This window comes from Halobacillus hunanensis (assembly GCF_900166655.1).
Classification (GTDB): domain Bacteria; phylum Bacillota; class Bacilli; order Bacillales; family Halobacillaceae; genus Halobacillus_A; species Halobacillus_A hunanensis.
On record NZ_FVZB01000007.1, the window covers coordinates 404,196 to 422,257 of the forward strand.

Annotated in this window: 20 protein-coding genes; 14 read left to right on the plus strand and 6 right to left on the minus strand. The window is 41.9% G+C overall.

Features of this window, described 5'->3' with window-relative positions; genetic code table 11:
• Positions 1–29 precede the first annotated feature (29 nt).
• Both B5354_RS14665 and B5354_RS14670 read left to right on the plus strand, forming a co-directional pair.
• Positions 30–602, plus strand: a complete 573-nt coding sequence (locus B5354_RS14665) for a nucleotidyltransferase family protein (RefSeq protein ID WP_079529556.1) — start codon at positions 30–32, stop codon at positions 600–602.
• Between the two features lie 14 nt (positions 603–616).
• On the plus strand, positions 617–784 hold the full coding sequence (locus B5354_RS14670; RefSeq protein ID WP_245804802.1) for an HAD family hydrolase: 168 nt from the start codon (positions 617–619) through the stop codon (positions 782–784).
• Positions 785–1,077: 293 nt separating this feature from the next.
• Here the strand turns inward: B5354_RS14670 and B5354_RS14675 are convergent, their stop codons facing one another.
• Positions 1,078–1,947, minus strand: coding sequence for an SDR family oxidoreductase (locus B5354_RS14675; RefSeq protein WP_079529558.1), 870 nt, complete (start codon positions 1,945–1,947; stop codon positions 1,078–1,080).
• A 96-nt stretch (positions 1,948–2,043) separates the two neighbouring features.
• Between B5354_RS14675 and B5354_RS14680 the strand changes: the two genes are divergently transcribed.
• The 5 genes from B5354_RS14680 (at position 2,044) to B5354_RS14700 (ending at position 7,299) form a co-directional block, all read left to right on the plus strand.
• Positions 2,044–3,009, plus strand: a complete 966-nt coding sequence (locus B5354_RS14680) for a helix-turn-helix transcriptional regulator (protein WP_176142502.1) — start codon at positions 2,044–2,046, stop codon at positions 3,007–3,009.
• A gap of 114 nt (positions 3,010–3,123) precedes the next feature.
• Entirely contained in the window at positions 3,124–4,590 is a 1,467-nt protein-coding gene (locus B5354_RS14685; protein ID WP_079529560.1) for a protein adenylyltransferase SelO, read from the plus strand.
• A 350-nt stretch (positions 4,591–4,940) separates the two neighbouring features.
• Positions 4,941–5,534: a DeoR family transcriptional regulator gene (locus B5354_RS14690; RefSeq protein WP_079529561.1), complete on the plus strand. Its 594-nt coding sequence runs from the start codon at positions 4,941–4,943 to the stop codon at positions 5,532–5,534.
• Between the two features lie 46 nt (positions 5,535–5,580).
• Positions 5,581–6,192, plus strand: coding sequence for a copper resistance CopC family protein (locus B5354_RS14695; protein WP_176142503.1), 612 nt, complete (start codon positions 5,581–5,583; stop codon positions 6,190–6,192).
• A gap of 3 nt (positions 6,193–6,195) precedes the next feature.
• Positions 6,196–7,299: a copper resistance D family protein gene (locus tag B5354_RS14700; protein WP_245804803.1), complete on the plus strand. Its 1,104-nt coding sequence runs from the start codon at positions 6,196–6,198 to the stop codon at positions 7,297–7,299.
• A 32-nt stretch (positions 7,300–7,331) separates the two neighbouring features.
• Here the strand turns inward: B5354_RS14700 and B5354_RS14705 are convergent, their stop codons facing one another.
• On the minus strand, positions 7,332–8,252 hold the full coding sequence (locus tag B5354_RS14705; protein WP_079529563.1) for an SDR family oxidoreductase: 921 nt from the start codon (positions 8,250–8,252) through the stop codon (positions 7,332–7,334).
• 151 nt (positions 8,253–8,403) lie between these two features.
• Here B5354_RS14705 and B5354_RS20545 point away from each other — a divergent pair, with 151 nt between their 5' ends.
• The 7 genes from B5354_RS20545 to B5354_RS14735 all read left to right on the plus strand — a co-directional run bounded on the left by B5354_RS20545 (position 8,404) and on the right by B5354_RS14735 (position 14,163).
• Positions 8,404–8,574, plus strand: coding sequence for a hypothetical protein (locus B5354_RS20545; RefSeq protein ID WP_176142504.1), 171 nt, complete (start codon positions 8,404–8,406; stop codon positions 8,572–8,574).
• Positions 8,575–8,841: 267 nt separating this feature from the next.
• Positions 8,842–9,681, plus strand: coding sequence for a sulfurtransferase (locus tag B5354_RS14710; RefSeq protein ID WP_079529564.1), 840 nt, complete (start codon positions 8,842–8,844; stop codon positions 9,679–9,681).
• 23 nt (positions 9,682–9,704) lie between these two features.
• On the plus strand, positions 9,705–10,127 hold the full coding sequence (locus tag B5354_RS14715; RefSeq protein WP_079529565.1) for a DUF1801 domain-containing protein: 423 nt from the start codon (positions 9,705–9,707) through the stop codon (positions 10,125–10,127).
• Between the two features lie 213 nt (positions 10,128–10,340).
• Complete coding sequence (locus B5354_RS14720) at positions 10,341–10,775, plus strand: MarR family winged helix-turn-helix transcriptional regulator (protein WP_079529566.1); 435 nt, start codon at positions 10,341–10,343, stop codon at positions 10,773–10,775.
• Between the two features lie 6 nt (positions 10,776–10,781).
• Positions 10,782–11,990 (plus strand): MFS transporter, encoded by a 1,209-nt coding sequence (locus B5354_RS14725; RefSeq protein WP_079529567.1) that lies wholly within the window; start codon positions 10,782–10,784, stop codon positions 11,988–11,990.
• A 154-nt stretch (positions 11,991–12,144) separates the two neighbouring features.
• Positions 12,145–12,576 carry a DUF2935 domain-containing protein gene (locus B5354_RS14730; RefSeq protein ID WP_079529568.1) on the plus strand — a complete coding sequence of 144 codons (432 nt, stop codon included), beginning with the start codon at positions 12,145–12,147 and terminating at the stop codon, positions 12,574–12,576.
• 369 nt (positions 12,577–12,945) lie between these two features.
• Complete coding sequence (locus tag B5354_RS14735) at positions 12,946–14,163, plus strand: helix-turn-helix domain-containing protein (RefSeq protein WP_079529569.1); 1,218 nt, start codon at positions 12,946–12,948, stop codon at positions 14,161–14,163.
• A gap of 45 nt (positions 14,164–14,208) precedes the next feature.
• On the opposite strand, the gene B5354_RS14740 is transcribed toward B5354_RS14735, so the two are convergent.
• The 4 genes from B5354_RS14740 to B5354_RS14755 form a co-directional block, all read right to left on the minus strand.
• Positions 14,209–15,873, minus strand: a complete 1,665-nt coding sequence (locus B5354_RS14740) for a M4 family metallopeptidase (RefSeq protein ID WP_079529570.1) — start codon at positions 15,871–15,873, stop codon at positions 14,209–14,211.
• A gap of 50 nt (positions 15,874–15,923) precedes the next feature.
• Positions 15,924–16,517 (minus strand): CalY family protein, encoded by a 594-nt coding sequence (locus tag B5354_RS14745; RefSeq protein ID WP_079529571.1) that lies wholly within the window; start codon positions 16,515–16,517, stop codon positions 15,924–15,926.
• A gap of 76 nt (positions 16,518–16,593) precedes the next feature.
• Complete coding sequence (gene sipW / locus B5354_RS14750; RefSeq protein WP_079530596.1) at positions 16,594–17,151, minus strand: signal peptidase I SipW; 558 nt, start codon at positions 17,149–17,151, stop codon at positions 16,594–16,596.
• Positions 17,126–17,998, minus strand: a complete 873-nt coding sequence (locus B5354_RS14755; protein WP_176142505.1) for a DUF4047 domain-containing protein — start codon at positions 17,996–17,998, stop codon at positions 17,126–17,128. Before B5354_RS14755 ends, sipW begins: the two co-directional genes overlap by 26 nt.
• Positions 17,999–18,062: the final 64 nt, after the last annotated feature.

Sequence of the window (18,062 nt, forward strand, 5' to 3'; positions counted from 1 at the left end):
AGTAGTACATAAATGGGGATGAATAGACGATGCTTATCACTAATGAGAGTGATCTTTTACAAATCGTAAAGGAAGACGATCGTATGATGCGTGTCCTGAGAACAGTTAAATCTCTAAACTTATCAGATTGGTGGGTTTGTGCTGGGTTTGTACGTTCAAAGATTTGGGATATTCAGCATGGTTACAGTAGGAATACAACATTGCCTGATGTTGATGTAATCTATTTTGATAAAAACAAAGACAAGACCAAAGTTATTCTTATAGAAAAAGAACTTCATACCCTTGAGCCGAACATTCCCTGGTCCGTGAAAAATCAGGCAAGAATGCATCTTAAAAGTGGATTACCGCCTTACTTATCCTCCGTTGATGCTATATCGAAATTTCCTGAAACAGTAACTTCTTTAGGGCTAAAACTAGACGATGATGGTCAGGTCATCCTAACTGCACCTCATGGGTTGAAAGATGCTGTTAATATGGAAGTTCAACCTACACCTCTCTACAGGGAAGGAAAAGGATTAGAAGTTTATAAAGAGAGAGTGGAAAAGAAAAAGTGGAAGTCCAAATGGCCAATGGTTGAAGTTGTTTACCCAGATAGTCTTTAATTTTTCATAATGTCTTGCCAGAAGAAAGTATATTTGTTGGCGATCACCCTGAAAAAGATGTACAAGCTGCACAAAGACTTGGAATGAAAGGTGTTTGGAAAAGGGACCATCATTGGGCTGGAGATTTCCAGGCGGATTATATAATTGATGACTTGGCAGAACTACTTACCATTATAAAATAGGAAATATAAGGGAATTTTATTTCATTTTAAAAGGCGACCCTGCACTTCTCTGGCAAGGTCGCCTGCTTTTGTCCTCAATTTTCGAAAAGTCATCTCAAGAAAGGGTGGGATATTGGGTTAGGGAGCTATGCCACTGCATTAGGTCGTTATCGGTTAGCGTTAGGGAGCTATAACCTTCAGTTAGGACGTTATCCCTTCACGTTACGGAGGTATCTTGCTGAGTTAGGTCGCTATCTTTCACCTGGACAGTCATGATACGCAGGTTCCGCCACTAATTAAGCACTGCATTCAAATTACTTCACATACTTCTCGTAGTAATTTCCCCAGTGAGGCTGTGTCCCGTCACTGTCCTTAAAATCATAGACCTCCGACAGACCCCATGTACTTAACGTCTCGCCGTTAAACCTTCGGACGTCAGGGTCTAAGGCAAGTTGCTTTAAGGCTTCTCCAATGTAAAAAGGAGTTTCAGACGCAATAAAGTGTTTTTCCACTTTTGCGCCTTCCTTCCAGTTGTCTTCTGTGACTCCGAAAAGATCTAACATGTATTCTGAACGCAGGAAGCCGGGTGTTAAGGCAAGCGATGTAATGTTGTATTCTTTGAGGTCTTCTGCGATAGCATAAGCCATATGGATGTTTGAGATTTTGGCAAGGCTGTAATAGAAATTTCCTCGATATTGGTTATCTGTTCCGTCCGTGATCTCGATAATAAGGCCGGTATTGTTTTTCTTCATAAGTGGGACTGCATGATGGGAGGTGATAATATGGGATAGCACGGCTTGTTTGTGCAGCTGCAGTCCCATGTCTAAGCTGTGCTCGCCGATATCTTTGCCCCACTCTGTTAGTGGATCCCCACCCCAGATGTCATTGACCAGAATGTCTAACTGGCCGTTTTGGTCCTGGTTAACTTTTTCTATAAATTGTTTAACTTGAGATTCGTCAGTGTGATCCACTTGTATTGGAATGCCGTGTCCTCCAGCTTTACTCACGAGCTCAGCTGTCTCCTCGATCGTTTCACTTCGCAGCATGGGAGATGATTGTTGTCTCGTCGTACGTCCTGTAACATAGACGGTTGCTTCAGCTTCCCCGAGTTTGATGGCGATCGCGCGTCCCGCTCCTCTCGTTGCCCCCGCTACAATCGCTACTTTATTTTTCAAAGTCGTCATGTTCATCCATCCTTTCTATTTGGTTAAGGTTAGTATAAAGTGAATATATGACACCTAATGTCAAGATTGGATAAAGTTTTCTTAAGGAGTTTACACATGAAAGCTGAGAGAATGATAAAGATTTTAATCCTTCTGCAATACGGGACCACCATTTCGACGCCGACGCTTGCACGCGAGCTGGAAGTTTCAGAGCGAACGATTCACAGGGATATGGAATCTTTGCATGCAGCGGGCATTCCCGTTTATTCAGAAAGGGGTAAGAGTGGAGGCTGGAGACTTGTTGATGGCTGGAAGCAAAAATTAAGCTGGCTAAAGGAAAAAGAAGTTCTGACCTTATTTTTGCCTCATGCGGAAAAGCTTCTCTCTGATTTGAATATCGATGCGTCGATCGCGGATTTAAGGGACAAGCTGGCACTGTCACTTCCGCAGCCATCGAGAGAGCAAGCTCTTAACCTGTGGGAACGAATCTATGTCGACATGGGAACTTGGAGAGACAAGAGGATTGATCTGTCCCCTGTGATGAATGTCTTGCAAGAAGCGGTCATGAACGAACAGCAAGTAAGGCTGCATTATAAAAAAGCTAATGGGGTGACCAAAGAGGTGAGCATCAAACCTTTAGGATTAGTAGCCAAAGGCAGTACATGGTATGTCGCGGCTCTGAACGAAAGGGATGACTATCGTAATTATAAGGTGGTGCGAATCTTACAGGCTGTTCTGTTGGAGGAGTATTTTGACAGACCCAGCCACTTTAAGCTTGCCGACTATTGGGAGGAATCCAAGAAGGATTTTGTGCAAAACCTTCCTGAATTCCATGTAAAAGTGGCGGCTTCTCCTTCAGCAAGAGAGAGAATTATGTTTACGGGGCGTTTTGTTCAGACGACTCATTCTGATAAGCTGAAAGAGAATGGCTGGACGGAAATGGAATTGATTTTTCCAACTGAAGAGGAAGCTGTAAACTTCTTGTTAGGCTTTGGAGACCAATTGAAAGTTCTGTCGCCGGAATATTTAGTAAATAAAATTACAGAGCGCGCACAGAAGGTCATTCGCTTCTATCAAAAGTGAGTGTCACGAGAGAAAGATGGCTGCTAAAAAAATTAAAAATCAAAGAGTGCTTCCCGATTTTTGTAGAAGAATAAAGATGGATAATAAAATGACAAACCAAGCAAAGGAGATACGATGACACACACTCAAGAAATAGGCTGGAATTTTAACAACAGTTACGCCCGTCTCCCGGAAATATTTTATAAAAAAACTGAGCCGACTCCTGTAGCATCACCCGAGTTGGTTATCTTCAATAATTCTTTGGCAAAAGCTTTAGGATTGGATGCTGAGAAGCTGCAGAGTGAAGAAGGTGTAGAGGTCTTGGCCGGTAACCAGATTCCTGAAGGTACTGTAACGATTTCGCAGGCTTATGGCGGTCATCAGTTTGGGAACTTTACCATGCTGGGTGACGGCCGGGCCGTACTATTAGGGGAGCAGGTTACTCCTTCAGGTGAAAAGTTTGACATTCAACTTAAAGGTTCGGGCCGGACGCCATTCTCCCGTGGCGGCGATGGCCGGGCGACTCTAGGACCGATGTTGCGCGAATATATCATCAGTGAAGCGATGCATGGGCTGGGGATTCCGACCAACCGCAGTCTTTCCGTGGTAACAACGGGGGAGCCTGTCATGCGTGAAACCGAGCTGCCTGGTGCGATTTTGACTCGTGTGTCTGCCAGTCATTTGCGAATTGGTACATTTGAATTCACGGCGAATTGGGGTACAGAGAAGGATTTGCGTAAGCTTGCTGACTATGCGATAGAGCGCCATTTTCCTAATATTGAGGACAATAATGATCGTTATCTTGCTCTCTATCAGGAAGTGGTGAAACGGCAGGCTGCTCTGGTCGCCAAATGGCAGCTGGTTGGCTTTATTCATGGTGTGATGAACACAGACAATATGACGATCAGTGGTGAGACGATCGATTACGGGCCGTGCGCTTTCATGGATGAATATGACCCGGCCACGGTATTCAGTTCGATTGATGTTCAAGGACGCTATGCTTATCGAAATCAACCGCCGATTGGTCAGTGGAACCTTGCTCGCTTTGCGGAAACGCTTCTGCCACTGATTCATGATCAACAGGATCATGCAGTCGAGCTCGCACAGGAGGCGCTTACTGAATACGAAGATTTGTATCGTCGCCATTGGCTTGAAGGAATGCGGTATAAGTTGGGTCTCCAAACCGAAGAAGAACAAGATGAACCTCTAATTGAGGATCTTCTGGGGATTATGGAAAAACATCGAGCTGATTATACCAATACGTTTCGCGCCTTAACACTAGATAAGCCGGAGGAAACAGCTATGAATGGGACGACTGAATTTACGCATTGGTATGAGCAGTGGCAGGCGAGACTGGATAGACAACAGCAAACGAAAACATCATCTTATCAATTGATGAAGCAATCGAACCCTGCTGTGATCCCGCGTAACCACCGGGTGGAAGAGGCGCTTGAGGCTGCTGTGGAAAAGGGTGACTACAGTGTGATGAAGCGGCTAATGGGCGTTCTTTCTGACCCTTATGCGTATTCGTCTGAGCAGGAGGAATATACAGCATTGCCTGAACCGTCCAATCGTCCTTACCGAACTTTCTGTGGAACGTAATTTTGTAACGTAAAGTAATGCAGAGAACAATTTAATAATGTTTATAAGAAGGGACTTTCTATTTTTGAGAAAGTCCCTTTTTTATGAATGTATTTCTAGTGGAATCTATATAAAATGGTATTTTAATCAAATCTGATTAGTCGTTCATCAAATATTCATAAACGGAAACTAGGCGTATATTGCATTCATCTTTCAGTTCTCTCATAATAAAGTTATAGATTGTTGTAAAGTGTTAATTTTTATCAGATTAAAACATCCTATCAATTTGATAGTAATGAAAAGAATTCAACAGAAGATTCTGCGATAACTCTGATTACTGGATATAAGATATTTGAGGAGGTGGAAAATGGATGTTACCAGTTGAACGGCAACAGCGAATTAAAGAACTGATTCAGGACAAACACAATATGAAAATAGCGGAGTTAAGCAAAGTACTGGGTGTATCCGAAATGACCATTCATCGTGATGTAAAACCATTGATTGATGAAGGGATTATCATGAAGACTTTCGGAGGAATTACGATCGTTCGCGATGATTCATCAGTTCATGAGGCACCTGGCCCGGAAATGTGTGTCTACTGCAGACGGAGTATCCATGAGAAGTTAGCGTATCGACTGATTTTATCCAACAACAAAATTGAAATGACTTGTTGTGCCCATTGCGGGCTGCTGCGTCATAGGCAGTTGGGAGATAAAGTAATCCAAGCGATTTGCCCTGATTTCTTAAGGTCTACAACGATAAGTGCTCCTCTAGCTTGGTATGTTATGGATACCTCCATTCGTATTGGGTGCTGTCAACCTCAGGTTTTAACATTTGAATGGCGAGAGCATGCGAATAATTTCGTTCAAGGATTTGGCGGAGAGGTTTATTCATTCAGGGAAGCCATGGATGCTGTTTTTCAAAAAATGAACGGTCACGATCAAAATTGCTGTAAAGATCGCTGATTGAAATTCGAAATAATAGATGATCATTTTTGGGAGGGAACATAAATTGAAAAAAGTAGTAGTATTAACCATTGTTTGCTTGTTCATGTTTGGAAATTACGTGTATGCCCATACCGGTTTGCAAAGCTCTAATCCGGAAAATGCAAGTACGGTTACAGAAGAGTTAAGTGAGATTACCTTGACATTTGAAACGCAAATTGAACAGACCAGTTCTTTTGAATTGCAGAATGCTAATGGAGAAACCGTTGCAGTAAATAATTCTTCAATAGAAGGAAATACCATGACAGGGAGTATTGCTGAGCCGCTTAAAAACGGTGAGTACCAGGTAGTCTGGAACATTATTGGAGTGGATGGACATCCGATAGAAGGAGAGTTTTCTTTCACAGTCGATATTCCTGCTAAAGAGTCTTCTAACGATTCTAGTCAAGATTCTGAGCAAGGTGTTACGGGATCAAAAGAATCTGAAAAAAGCAATCAAGCAACAGAAACTGAGACAAGTGACAATTCAGAGACGGATGGATCTAATGAACAAACAGAAACAAAATCAGCTGAAGAAGGGCAAGAAGAGAGCTCTAATAGTATAATGATTGGGATTGTAGTTGTTTTAGTCCTCGTACTTGCTGGCAGTGTGTGGTGGATGATGAGGAGGAAAAAGTAGTCTATGTTTTTCCTCACAGTGATCAGTCAAGGGCTTTTATATAGTTGTTTCGCACTGTTGATGGCCTATTATATTTCTTCTCTTGTTTCATCTGATCGCAAACCAAATCTATCTGTGCCGAAAGCGATTCGGCTGATGGCAGCAGTAGGTATTGCCTTGTTTTCATTCATGCCGATTCTGCAGTTAGTTCTTTACCTGATTCAGGACTATGGTCTAGGTCAAGCATTGCAATCGGTTTTACTTACATTCGAAGTCGGTAAATCTTGGGTTTATACTTTTGTCGTGTCAATTATCCTGAGTTTGTTTATCCTATTCATCAATGATAAGAAGCATAAGGGATATTCATTAGTTGGAATAGGACTGGTTCTGTTGCTTATTTTCGGGCTCGGGTGGTCAAGCCATGCGAGCTCAATTGATCCGATTAAAGGCTTTGTGATTCACACCCTTCACTTTACAGCAGTCTCCGTATGGGTCGGACTAGTCCTTGTTGCAGGATGGTTTTCACAAAATACTGCCAACTGGATCCGTTTCCTAAAATGGTTCCATGTCACCGCAATTTGTTGCTTTATTGTCACCCTTTTATCAGGATTACTGCTGATGCAGTTTGCCATGGATTGGCAGGACTATGCAGACACATGGATGGTGTCTTATGGGCAAAGTATATTACTAAAACATTTACTTATTATCCCATTAATCGGCTACGCATTTATTAATGGCATCCTCATGAAAAAGAAACTAAAAAAGAGTCCTGGTTTTGACCCAAGACCATGGACAAAAGTGGAGTTTATCATCATCTTACTTATTTTCACAGCCACAAGTGCATTGAGTCAGCAATCGCCTCCGAGCAATTTAGCATCGATCATTAGTTTAGAAGGACTATCACCGTTATTTACCTTGTTTTATGAAGGTCCCATTAACACGAATTTGTCAGTGGAACTAGTATTCGGGGCTAATAGTGTTTTATTAAGTATTCTTGCGGTATTATTTTTTGTGCTGAATATCGTTTCTTTTATGAAAAAAATGCCCCCATTATTCTCATTTTTAATGGTTTCATTTTTTATGATAGCTGGATACTTAGCTTTGTTACTCAGTGTCCGCGTTGTGTAAGTGAATAGGGGGCAACGCCTCGTGTCTAATTGTTACTCAAATGTCTGTCCCCCGTTTACATGCTGCGTTTGCCCGGTTACATAGCGCGAATCATCCGAAGCCAGATAGACAAACGTAGGGGCAACTTCAAAAGGCTGGGCGTGACGATCCATTAAATTTCCAGCTAGGGGTACTTGGTCAGCAGAAAAGCTTGCGGGAATGAGCGGAGTCCATATTTTACCAGGTGCAATGGCGTTTACGCGAATTCCTTTGCTGACCAGGCTTCTTGCTAATGCACGTGTGAAGCCAACGATGGCAGCCTTTGTCGCTGTGTAGTCAATCAATTGGTTATTTCCGTCAAATGCAACGACGGAAGCTGTATTAATGATCGAACTCTCGGCCTTTAAGTATTTAAGCGCTGCACGGGTCGTGTAAAAGTGGGAGTATATGTTCACTTTAAAGGTGTCATCGAACTGTTCATCAGAAATGTCCAATAAGCTTAATTGCTGGAACTGGATGCCGACATGGTTACAAAGAATGTGAAGTTCTCCAAAGGTTTGAATGGTTTGTTCGACAATGTCGATGCATTGTTCTTTCTTTCTAAGGTCACCGGGCATTAATAAGCAGCGTTGTCCAAGTTCCTCTATTCTTCTTTTCGTTCGATTGGCATCCTCATGTTCATCCAAGTAAGCAATCGCTACATCTGCCCCTTCTTTTGCAAAAGCAATCGCAGCTGCTGCCCCCATTCCGCTGTCACCACCTGTGATGAGAGCGATTTTTCCTTCCAGTTTTCCGCTGCCTTTATAATTAGGGTTCTCGATAATTGGTCTTGGCACCATCAAACTTTCTACCCCAGGCTGCCGGTACTGACGTTGTTCGGGAACCGTGATGGCAATATCCTCATAGCGTGTTATTTTCCCGTAATTCGGATACATGGGATACGTTTGCTTGCTGGGTTTATCTTCAGGCTTCATCTGGTTAACGCTCCTCACTAAAAGAGATTGTCAAATTACTCTATGTAAATGGGCGACGACTGTGATTGGCTGCTTGAAGTTAACTCGTACAGGCTCACGGGTGGGGGAGGAAGAATAGAATTGTATAAAAAGTGGATGGGAGGATGTTATAGTGCAATACTATTACAATCCTGAAGTCAGATTATTATTACTTCCCGAGTCAGACGAAAAAGAAAAACTATTATATGATGAAAATCCTAGTGAATTCGAGGTTCCTAAAATAGGGCCGAGGCCGCCTTACTATTATAATCCGAGGTATGAGCCTTACTATCCAGTTATTTAATGTCTATGGATAACGTGATTAAGCTTTCTGCAGAATCTCCCTCTCTTCGCTTATAGTTTTAAAAAAAGAGAGGGTTTCTTTTATCCGCGATAATTTCGGTATTACCGCGATAATTAAAATATATCCGTGATAATCCCAATATAATCGCGAAAATCGAACTATATCCGCGAATAGGTTTATTTGGATTCAACACCCAACTTATTAAAGGAATTTTAGCAACAGAAGACGAACTTCTATAACAGGCATAGAAATAGTGAGGTGAAACTAATGATAGAAGAGAATCTTGTCAGTACAGAGTGGTTGAGGGAACATATGGAAGACGAAAATGTTGTGGTGGCTGACTGCCGTTTTGATCTCAGCGATCCGGAAAAAGGGTGTAATGATTATAGCGAAGGACATATTCCCGGAGCGGTTTATTTTGACCTTGAAAAAGATTTATCAGGACAGGTAAAAGGGCATGGCGGCAGGCACCCGCTGCCGCCGATCGATGAATTTGCCGAAAAGCTAAGCAGTGCAGGGATTGATGAGACAAAATACGTCGTAGCTTACGATGATCAGGGTGGTGCTATGGCGGCGCGGCTCTGGTGGCTGCTAACATATTTAGGCCACGATCAAGCAGGGGTGCTCGAGAGCGGGTATTCAAACTGGGTTGGACAAGGGTATCCAACTACAACGGACGAAGCAACTCCGAAAGAAACTGTGTTCACTCCTACTCCACGGAATGAGATGGCGGTTGGAATCGAAGAAGTGAAGAATAGCAGCAACGCAGCCCTGATCGATGCCCGAGCACCAGAGCGCTACCGTGGTGAAGTAGAGCCGATGGATAAAAAAGCAGGACATATTCCTGGTGCAGCCAACTGGTTTTGGAAAGAGAACCTTGGCAGTGATGGAAAATGGAAAACTGGAGACGAGTTAAAGCAACGGTTTGAGCCTTTGAAAAGCAAAAAAGAAATTATTGTCTATTGCGGTTCGGGTGTGACAGCAAGCGCAAATGTTCTTGCATTGAAAGAGGCCGGCTTTGGGGATGCAGTCAAGCTATACGTGGGGAGTTGGAGTGACTGGTCTTCCTATGAAGAAAATCCGGTAGAAACAGAAGAACCAAAATAAAAAAAAGGGGGGGGGAACCGATTATGTATGAATTGAAAACAAAGGAAAACGATAACAGTGTCATCGAGTTTATTGAAAATGTGGAGAGTCCTAAGAAACGTGAAGACGCTTATAAACTATTAGATATTTTTACAGAAACGACGGGATATCCTGCGAAAATGTGGGGACCGAGTATCGTCGGGTTTGGCTCTTATCACTATAAATACGCGTCTGGTCACGAAGGCGACGCACCATTAGTAGGGTTTTCACCGCGAAAAGCAAAAATCAGTTTGTATTTTGCGACGGGGGATACAGAACGGGAACGATTATTACAAGACTTCGGAAAACATAAGACAGGGAAGGCGTGTGTGTACATTAATAAAGTCGCAGATATTGATGTGGATGTATTAAAGGCGTTAATCAACCAATCTGTGAAGTTTTTAAAGGAAACGTATCCGGAGCAATAAGAAGCTACTCGTTGGACAGGCCAACTTTGGTGATATGTACAATTCAATTACTTTGCATGTTAAGAGCAGGAGAGGATATGGAAATTTCATATCCTCTCTTTTTATGTGAGCCACTCGTTAGCCTGGCGACTTTGACATGAGATGGTTAAATAGGTATAATTCGATTTATTAATTAGTTAAGCTAACTAATTAAATCCTGGAGGTGGTAAAAAAATGATGAAGCCCTATAAGCAGTTTTTTTATGCATATAACGCAACCTATAGACCCTATGTAAACCAATTAAATCACGAATTAGCCGAATTTCAGTTGTATAGTTCGCAGTGGCGAATTATGCATTTTATTTTGCACAATGGCGGTCAAACCGTCAGTGATATCGCTATCTATCAAAAAGTGGAGAAACCGACTACCACTAAAATGGTGCACAAGTTAATTGAACTTGGGTATTTGCAGGCAAGTGCCGGAGCAGATAAACGAAGTAAGGTGATTGAACTAACGGATAAAGGGCAGGAAATTTGTGATCAGGTTCAAAAGAAAATTAGTCAATTTCAAAGCTACTTATTAGAGGATATTCCGGAAGACGAACAACTAATTGCTGCTCGTCTCTTAGAACATATTTCAGGAAAGATAACAGATTATAGGAAAGGATGAGGTCTTTTGGTTAAAGAGAGATTATGGACAAAGGATTTTGTCTTTGTGTCGATCGTCAACTTTGTGTTGATGCTATCGATGTATTTATTATTAGTCACCATGACAACTTATTCCATCAAAACATATGGAGCTTCCGCTAGCCTTGGCGGATTAGTTGCCAGTATATTTGTCATTGGATCGTTGATAGGACGCTTATTTTCAGGGAAAACAATTCAAGATATCGGAAGTAAAAAAATATTAATCATGGGTATTTCTGCCTTCTTTATTTTGTCATTATTCTATTTTCTTTCCATTAGTATTTATGCCTTAATTGTACTGCGTTTGGTACAGGGTATTGCCCTGGGGATGGCGACAACAGCTACAGGTACGATCGTTGCTGAGGTGATTCCTTCAAGTCGAAACGGCGAGGGAATTGGTTATTTTAGTATGAGTGTTGTATTAGCTACAGCGATTGGACCGTTGATCGGGGTAGCCCTTGTTTCGTCGATCGGCTATACGAGTATTTTTGTATTTTCTACCGTGATGGCATTGGTCAGTGTCCTGCTCGGCGTTGTTGTAAAAGCACCAAACATAGAGAAAATAGCTGGTGCAGAAAGCAAAGCAGGGAAGGGATTCAAGTTATCCAATTTCTTTGAACTAAATGCGTTGCCAGTTGCCACTTCCATGTTTGTAGCTGCTTTTGCGTATTCAGGAATCTTATCCTTTATCACGGGGTATACGGCTGAAATTAATTTGGTGCAGGCAGGTAGTTTTTATTTTCTTGTGTACGCCGTGGTTATCTTATTAACTCGTCCTATCTCTGGTCCGCTAATGGATAAAAAGGGCGGCAACAGTGTTGCCTATCCCGGGCTGTTGATCTTTGCAGTCGGGATGCTTCTCCTTAGCCAAGTAACGACAGGCTGGGGCCTTTTACTTGCTGCAGCCATTATTGGCCTTGGCTATGGTAATTTCCAATCCACCTCCCAAGCGCTGGCTATAAAAGTGACCCCCAAACATCGTATGGGGTTAGCCAATTCAACGTATTTTATTGGTTTGGATCTAGGATTAGGGGCAGGACCGTTCGTATTGGGGTATATTGTTCCGATATCTGGATATAGAGGGATGTACGAGACACTTGTAGGCTTAATTATTGTCGCTTTAGTTGTTTACTACTTTGCACATGGCAGAAAAGAAAAAGCACTTACAGAGCCACAAACGGCAGCTGTCAACGAATGATCTTCTTGAAAAAGGAGTTGCACGAAAGACGTATCGTGCAACTCCTTTTCTATTAGTATCTCAATTTATTTTCTAAATCCGCCATTAGTAGTTCTCAATCCATATCCTTCTAATATATATGAAATGGAAGATATATTAGATGGAGGGCTGATAAATGCAATATTATTATGGAAATCAGATGCCATTGCGTGTCCTTGATGAGGCGGAGTTTTGGAAACACCAGGAAGAAGAACATACGGTTGTGATTAGAGAACTTGTTCCCAATTTGGAACAACAATATGTTCAGGACCTAAAGGAATGGGAAAAAGAGTTTGCCAAGACACATCAACGAGTCGTCAGGTATATCGAGACCGTAAACCGTTCAAATGGACAAGTTTCTCAAAAGCTTTACCAGGATATTTTGCAGCTCGTTTCCTATTGCTTGGAGCAGAGTGATCAATTTATTAACTTTTGCCGTAAACTTATGGAAGAAAGTGAACCGATCAGCAGCAACCCTACAGCCAAAGTTGTGTTGAACCACATAATTGTGGAATCAGAGTATTTTATTGGAGTGGCCCAAACGATTTTATATCAGTCGAAGATTTGAACCTGACTTCTAAAGGAGAAAGAGAATTGGTCTATCAGCAAATAAAATATTTGATGAATAGAAAACCATCCTTAAATGTTGGATGGTTTTTCTATTGCTTTTGTATAAGGAAGGGCGTATTTTTCATAGTGTACTTTTATGATTCCTTCACCAGAAATTTCCTTTATACAGTGGAACAAGTCCCGACCTTCATGTAATATTGTAAGTATATGGGAGAAAAAAACAAAAAATCAATAGTGTAATAGGTGTGACTTAAACCTTAGTTTCATAGACTTGATTTTTCTCCCTGGATCATACACTCATAATGCAGTCATAGCTCTAGTAACAAATGGTTATAAAACTCATTATTTTATACAAGGGGATCTCATTATGAATGAAGGGAAAATTATTAAGTTTTATCGTGAGCAATCGGGAATGACACAAGAACAGCTTGGGAGGGGGATTTGTTCCGTTACCCATATCAGCAAAATTGAGCTCGGACAAACTCATTATTCTTCTGAAATTGTATCACTAGTAGCTGAACGTCTAAACATCAATATGCATGCGGAGATCGATAATTTTATAACGGTAAAACAAAAGCTTGATCGCTGGCTTAACGCAATCAGTTTGGAGAGGAAACAGGAGTTTGAAGCGATCAGAAATGAACTCGCGGACAATCCACTCATTGAGATCTCTGAGTATCATTCCTTTTACTCCTTACTGTTGGCACGCTACTATCTGTTAATGGGAAAAAACGACGATGCCTGTAAGGTCGTAAGGAATATTAATCAAAAAACGCTCCCACCTTATGAATTCAATCTATTTAAACATGTACGGGGGATCCTTCTTTTAAAAAATCAGGAGTATCAGCAGGCTGTTGAAATCTTAAAGTCGATTAACAATGAAATTTACAAAAATCCGGAATACTACTACCATTTGGCGATCGCTTATGAAGCTAATGATGCTAAACATATGGCCTATACGTGTGCTGTCGAGGCTCTTCAATATTTCAAAGAAACGAGCAACTTCTTAAGAATAATTGATGTAGAAATGTTGCTATTGATTTTGAAGAGCCAGGATAAACATCATGATTTCAATGAACGACTTAGAAAATACGAGGCGCTCATTCAGAGTTGTGATTTGTGTCATACAACAGGACGAAAGGCCAAAGTTCTTCACAATTTAGCTTTCGAATATTATGTTAGGGAGGATTTTGAAACAGCAGCCAGGCTTTACAATCAGTCCATGAACCTTAAGAAAGTTAATACTGGTAACTATTTGCTGTCGTTAGAGGGGTATATTCAAAGCTGTGTCAGAGGGAATCTCTCTTATAAGGGTGAACTGTTGAGCTTTGCAGAGAATGCCGTTCAAGCAGCTGAAGAAATGGATGCACCGTTGTTTACATATCTTTTTAACTTGATTATTTATTTAATTCATCACGATCATATTAAGTACTATAGCTACTTAAGTGACCATGCTTTGCCTTTCTTTAAACAATACGGCCATGTTTATTTAGTGAAACGTTCTGAAAGAGAGCTCTTCACCTATTACTCAAAAATTGGACAATTTAAAAAGGCTGTAGCTCTTGCCCAGCCTGTCATGAAATAAGGGTACGAGACCGCCCGTTACCCGGACGGTCTCGTTTATAAAAAGTTATTCTACACCAACTGCTTCATAGGCTTTTTGCACAGCTTCTACCTCTGCTGAAGATTCACCATAGAGAGCTGTCGCGGCTTCAATGGCTGCTTGACGCATCATGCTGAAGTCAGATGTGGCCGTTAAATATTGGGTGTTGGCTAGATAATAGATTTGTTCGGTTGCTTCGCGTCCAACTCCTTCGACAGTAACTCCGTAATGTGTGCCGCCTTCAGCAACCAGGTAGGCTGCTTTGTTATTGATGCTGGAGTTAATATGCACACCGCCGTTATCCGCCTCGCCTGTGTATCGTTTACTGTAATGGTCTGGATAAGGACCTGTGAGAGCGTTCGTATAGGAAGCTGGGTCCTTCAAAGTACGCAAGGCATCTCCTTCGATATCCGGTGTATAAACATCTTCACCCATCTTCCAATCTTCACGGTCAACCATGGTCCCAAGGATATCAGAGATGGATTCATTTAACGCCCCTGATTCCCCTTGGTAAATTAGACTGGAAGTTGTATCTGTCACAGCATGTGTCAGCTCATGGGCGATGACGTCTTTTGCTCCAGATAATGGGATGAACGTCTCGCCGTCACCATCACCGTACATCATTTGTTTCCCGTTCCATGCCGCATTGTTCCATCCTTGTCCCACGTGGACGGAAGAAATCAGCTTCGCACCTTGGTCATCGTAAGAGTCCCGCCCGAAAGTATCTTGGTAATAATCGTATACGTCAGCTGCATTGACTTGTGCTGACACAGCTGCAGGATCAGAGAAAAACTTATGGTCACTCGTAATTTCTTCGCCTGTATAGTCAGCCAGCTGTGACAACAGATTGAAAATTAGCGGGCTGATATGCTGCGCATGGAATGTGTGAACGCCGTCTCCTCGTGTTTCATCAAATAGGAAGTAGTTTCCTTCTGTACCTTTGCTCATCTCGAACATCTGCTTTTGACCGAGCACGCCTTTTCCAAAACCGGTCACAAGATCGATTTCATTGATCATGTTAATCACGTCGCCATTTGTAGCGTCAATAAAATAGTGCCAGTAACCTGGTTCAGGTTTTGAAGTAGAGGCCTTTACAAGGTAAGACAAATGAAATTCGCCATCATGTTCGTAAATGTATAAGTTGCTGCTAATATCGCCGTCATATTCCTCAACGTGACCGATTTCCTTGTCGATGGCTGCTTTGGTGATATCTACTGCCTTTTGTTCTGAAATGGAAGGCTTCGTAGGAATATCTTTTTCTTCTAAATTAGGGACAACTTGGCCAAAAAATGATGTAACATGATTCTTCTCATTTAAGGTAATCGTTTGGTCCGAGCCGAAAATAGGGATGTCTTTGTACTGCTCCACGAGTCTGAGGTGGTGGGTTCCGCTTTCCTTATTCGCTTTTTGCTTCACAACTTTGAAGTTTTGTGCCGCATCTCCTTGTAACTTAAACAATTTACTGTTGGCATTGAGGAAAGCAAACGCGACTTCTTTTTCACTGAGCGTGTCAGCTTTCGTTAAGCCTTTTAACTGTGGTGCCTGCCAATTTCCAACGATGTAGGAGGGGGTATTGTATTTTTCATTGAATTCAACCTTTTTCTCGCTGGCGTGAACATTTGGGGCAACAGTGGCAAACCCGCCTAGTGCAAGGGATAGCGCCAATGTAGATGAAACAATTTTTTTATTCAAGTTCCTTCACTCCCTTAGTAAAATTTGATAGACCCTTCATGATAAATCTCCTATTTTTCTTCGCCATCGCCTTGAGTGGCATTAAACTTCCAGTCTACTTGAAGCTTGTCTCCTTGGAAGATGTTCTGATCTTCACCGTTGTCCACAAACTCAAACTCTACCCATAATTCGTTCGAAGCACCGGAAGTAAGTCCGCCTTTTTGTTCCCATAACGGATCCCACACTTCTCGCTGCACAACGTCAGGATCCATGTTCTTGAGTTCGTGTAGTGTCGTTTGAAAAACGGGTTCACTTTCCTTGTCCCAGTTAAAAAGGAAGTTGACTCTGATGTGCTTGCCAAAGTCAGCTGATCCATTGTCACCTTGAGCATCGATGATTTGGTAATCTGTTAGTAGATTGACGGTGTCGATTTTCACACTGCCATCGTTGGCGAGTTTGAATTCACGGACCATCGTGTCGCCAGGTTTTAGATTGCTGACGTCAATAATTTTCTGAGGATCCACGGATAAATCTAACGTCCCTGCTGCAAACGTATTGTTTGTCGTCTCCGTGTCGCTGAAATACGCAAATGTACCTCCCCCGATTAATGATAAGCCGAGTGATGCCGTAACAACACTCATTCCCAGTTTCTTTTTCATACCCATTTGTAATCTCCTCCCTAGTAATTGTTCTATTAAACTCTTATGTATCCCAGAAAAATACAAAAGAAGAATAATCAAATTAAGCAGATTGTTTTTCGGATTTTCCATCAATTTCTCTAACAATTTGAAAGATGGAACCGATCGAATACAAGAATAAAATGACTCCAGGCACAATGAGCAATAAAGCAGCACCTGCTTTGGAACTAGCGTAGCTTAATAAATACCCAATATATGGAACAGTAAAATCAACATAATGGCCAATTACGTTCTGTGAAAGAACAGGGTCTGCGTCAACGGATTCGTTATGGTCACCTTTAGTGGTATAGATCCACTCACCATCTACCTGTTTCGCGTCGACAATACGGTGGGTGATCAGTTTGTCGTCTTCAGATCGAAATGTAATGACTTCCCCTTTTTGATAGGTCATTTCTTCTTGTTTTGGCTTGATTGCTATGATCGATCCTGTCTGAAAGGTGGGCTCCATCGATCCAGAGAGCACAGTCTTTAGCTGATAGCCAAATATGGTGGGTTCTCCACCGCTTGCCTTTGAAGAAATGACGATAATCGCTAAACAAATCATGACGCCAATCAAGAGATACGTGACGAGACTGCTAATGATTTTTAAGGTTTTCTTCATCATCTTGAGTGGTTTCCTCCTTTTCTTGGTTTGTACCTTTATCTTCCATTGGTTCTGATGGCTCTTTAGTTATTGGGTCTTGCTTTTGAGTAGTAGGTTGGCTGTTTTCTTTTGGCGGGGGTTCCTTGGTGGACTCAGTTTCTGCTTCTTTTGTTCCCTTGGCAGGAGGTTTCTGATCAGATGTTTCTTTGGTGGATGACCCTTTCTGTGGAGGTTCCTCTTTGCTTTGGTTTTCCTTTTCAGGTTGCTCCTTTTGATTAGCATTCTTTTTATGCGTTGTTTCTGTCTGTTGATCGGCTGCCGGTTCAGGCGTTTGTTCTCGCTCACTGCGTTTTTGTTTCAAGTCTTCGATGGCTTCTCGTAGATTAGTTGATACGCGTTTGCTTTGCTGCGAATCTATTTTCTTGTTACATGTCTCATAGAGCTTTTGGATTTTATCGAGGCCAGCTTGTACATACTGAGGTGAACCCTTGTCAGTGGTTGATACAGCCCGTTGCTCATACTTTCCAACTTGATCACGAATGGCTTTTAACTGTTGGGTAAGGTGCTTGATCTCTTCACGCGCCTTTTGTAATGTCACAAGTTTAGCTTCAGCCTGGTGAATGGATAAATCATGAACTGTTATGGCAAGAATGTCGTCATAAGCAGCATTTATGCGAGTTGAAAGTAGCTTTGCTTGCTCTACTAATTCGTCACTGGCTTCAGGAAAAACAACAGCAGCTGTAATGGTCGAAGTTGAGGATTCCTGATCAGAAAATACAGCCTCGGTTTCATCAACGACGGTTGAGGTTAAATAAAAGGTAATGCTGCATAAGCATGCCAGTACAGTTATTTTTCTAATGTTCATGATTTCACCTGCCATTCTCATACTGCTTATTTATGGGCCGCAGCCCTTACGAAAAACGATAAGC

Excerpts from the sequence above, each read along its gene's own strand:
- B5354_RS14665 (WP_079529556.1), top strand. The coding sequence starts at position 30 with ATGCTTATCACTAATGAGAGTGATCTTTTACAAATCGTAAAGGAAGAC.
- B5354_RS14675 (WP_079529558.1), bottom strand. The coding sequence starts at position 1,947 with ATGACGACTTTGAAAAATAAAGTAGCGATTGTAGCGGGGGCAACGAGA.
- B5354_RS14680 (WP_176142502.1), top strand. The coding sequence starts at position 2,044 with ATGAAAGCTGAGAGAATGATAAAGATTTTAATCCTTCTGCAATACGGG.
- B5354_RS14685 (WP_079529560.1), top strand. The coding sequence starts at position 3,124 with ATGACACACACTCAAGAAATAGGCTGGAATTTTAACAACAGTTACGCC.
- B5354_RS14690 (WP_079529561.1), top strand. The coding sequence starts at position 4,941 with ATGTTACCAGTTGAACGGCAACAGCGAATTAAAGAACTGATTCAGGAC.
- B5354_RS14700 (WP_245804803.1), top strand. The coding sequence starts at position 6,196 with ATGTTTTTCCTCACAGTGATCAGTCAAGGGCTTTTATATAGTTGTTTC.
- B5354_RS14705 (WP_079529563.1), bottom strand. The coding sequence starts at position 8,252 with ATGAAGCCTGAAGATAAACCCAGCAAGCAAACGTATCCCATGTATCCG.
- B5354_RS14710 (WP_079529564.1), top strand. The coding sequence starts at position 8,842 with ATGATAGAAGAGAATCTTGTCAGTACAGAGTGGTTGAGGGAACATATG.
- B5354_RS14715 (WP_079529565.1), top strand. The coding sequence starts at position 9,705 with ATGTATGAATTGAAAACAAAGGAAAACGATAACAGTGTCATCGAGTTT.
- B5354_RS14720 (WP_079529566.1), top strand. The coding sequence starts at position 10,341 with ATGATGAAGCCCTATAAGCAGTTTTTTTATGCATATAACGCAACCTAT.
- B5354_RS14730 (WP_079529568.1), top strand. The coding sequence starts at position 12,145 with ATGCAATATTATTATGGAAATCAGATGCCATTGCGTGTCCTTGATGAG.
- B5354_RS14735 (WP_079529569.1), top strand. The coding sequence starts at position 12,946 with ATGAATGAAGGGAAAATTATTAAGTTTTATCGTGAGCAATCGGGAATG.
- B5354_RS14745 (WP_079529571.1), bottom strand. The coding sequence starts at position 16,517 with ATGGGTATGAAAAAGAAACTGGGAATGAGTGTTGTTACGGCATCACTC.
- sipW (WP_079530596.1), bottom strand. The coding sequence starts at position 17,151 with ATGAAGAAAACCTTAAAAATCATTAGCAGTCTCGTCACGTATCTCTTG.
- B5354_RS14755 (WP_176142505.1), bottom strand. The coding sequence starts at position 17,998 with ATGAACATTAGAAAAATAACTGTACTGGCATGCTTATGCAGCATTACC.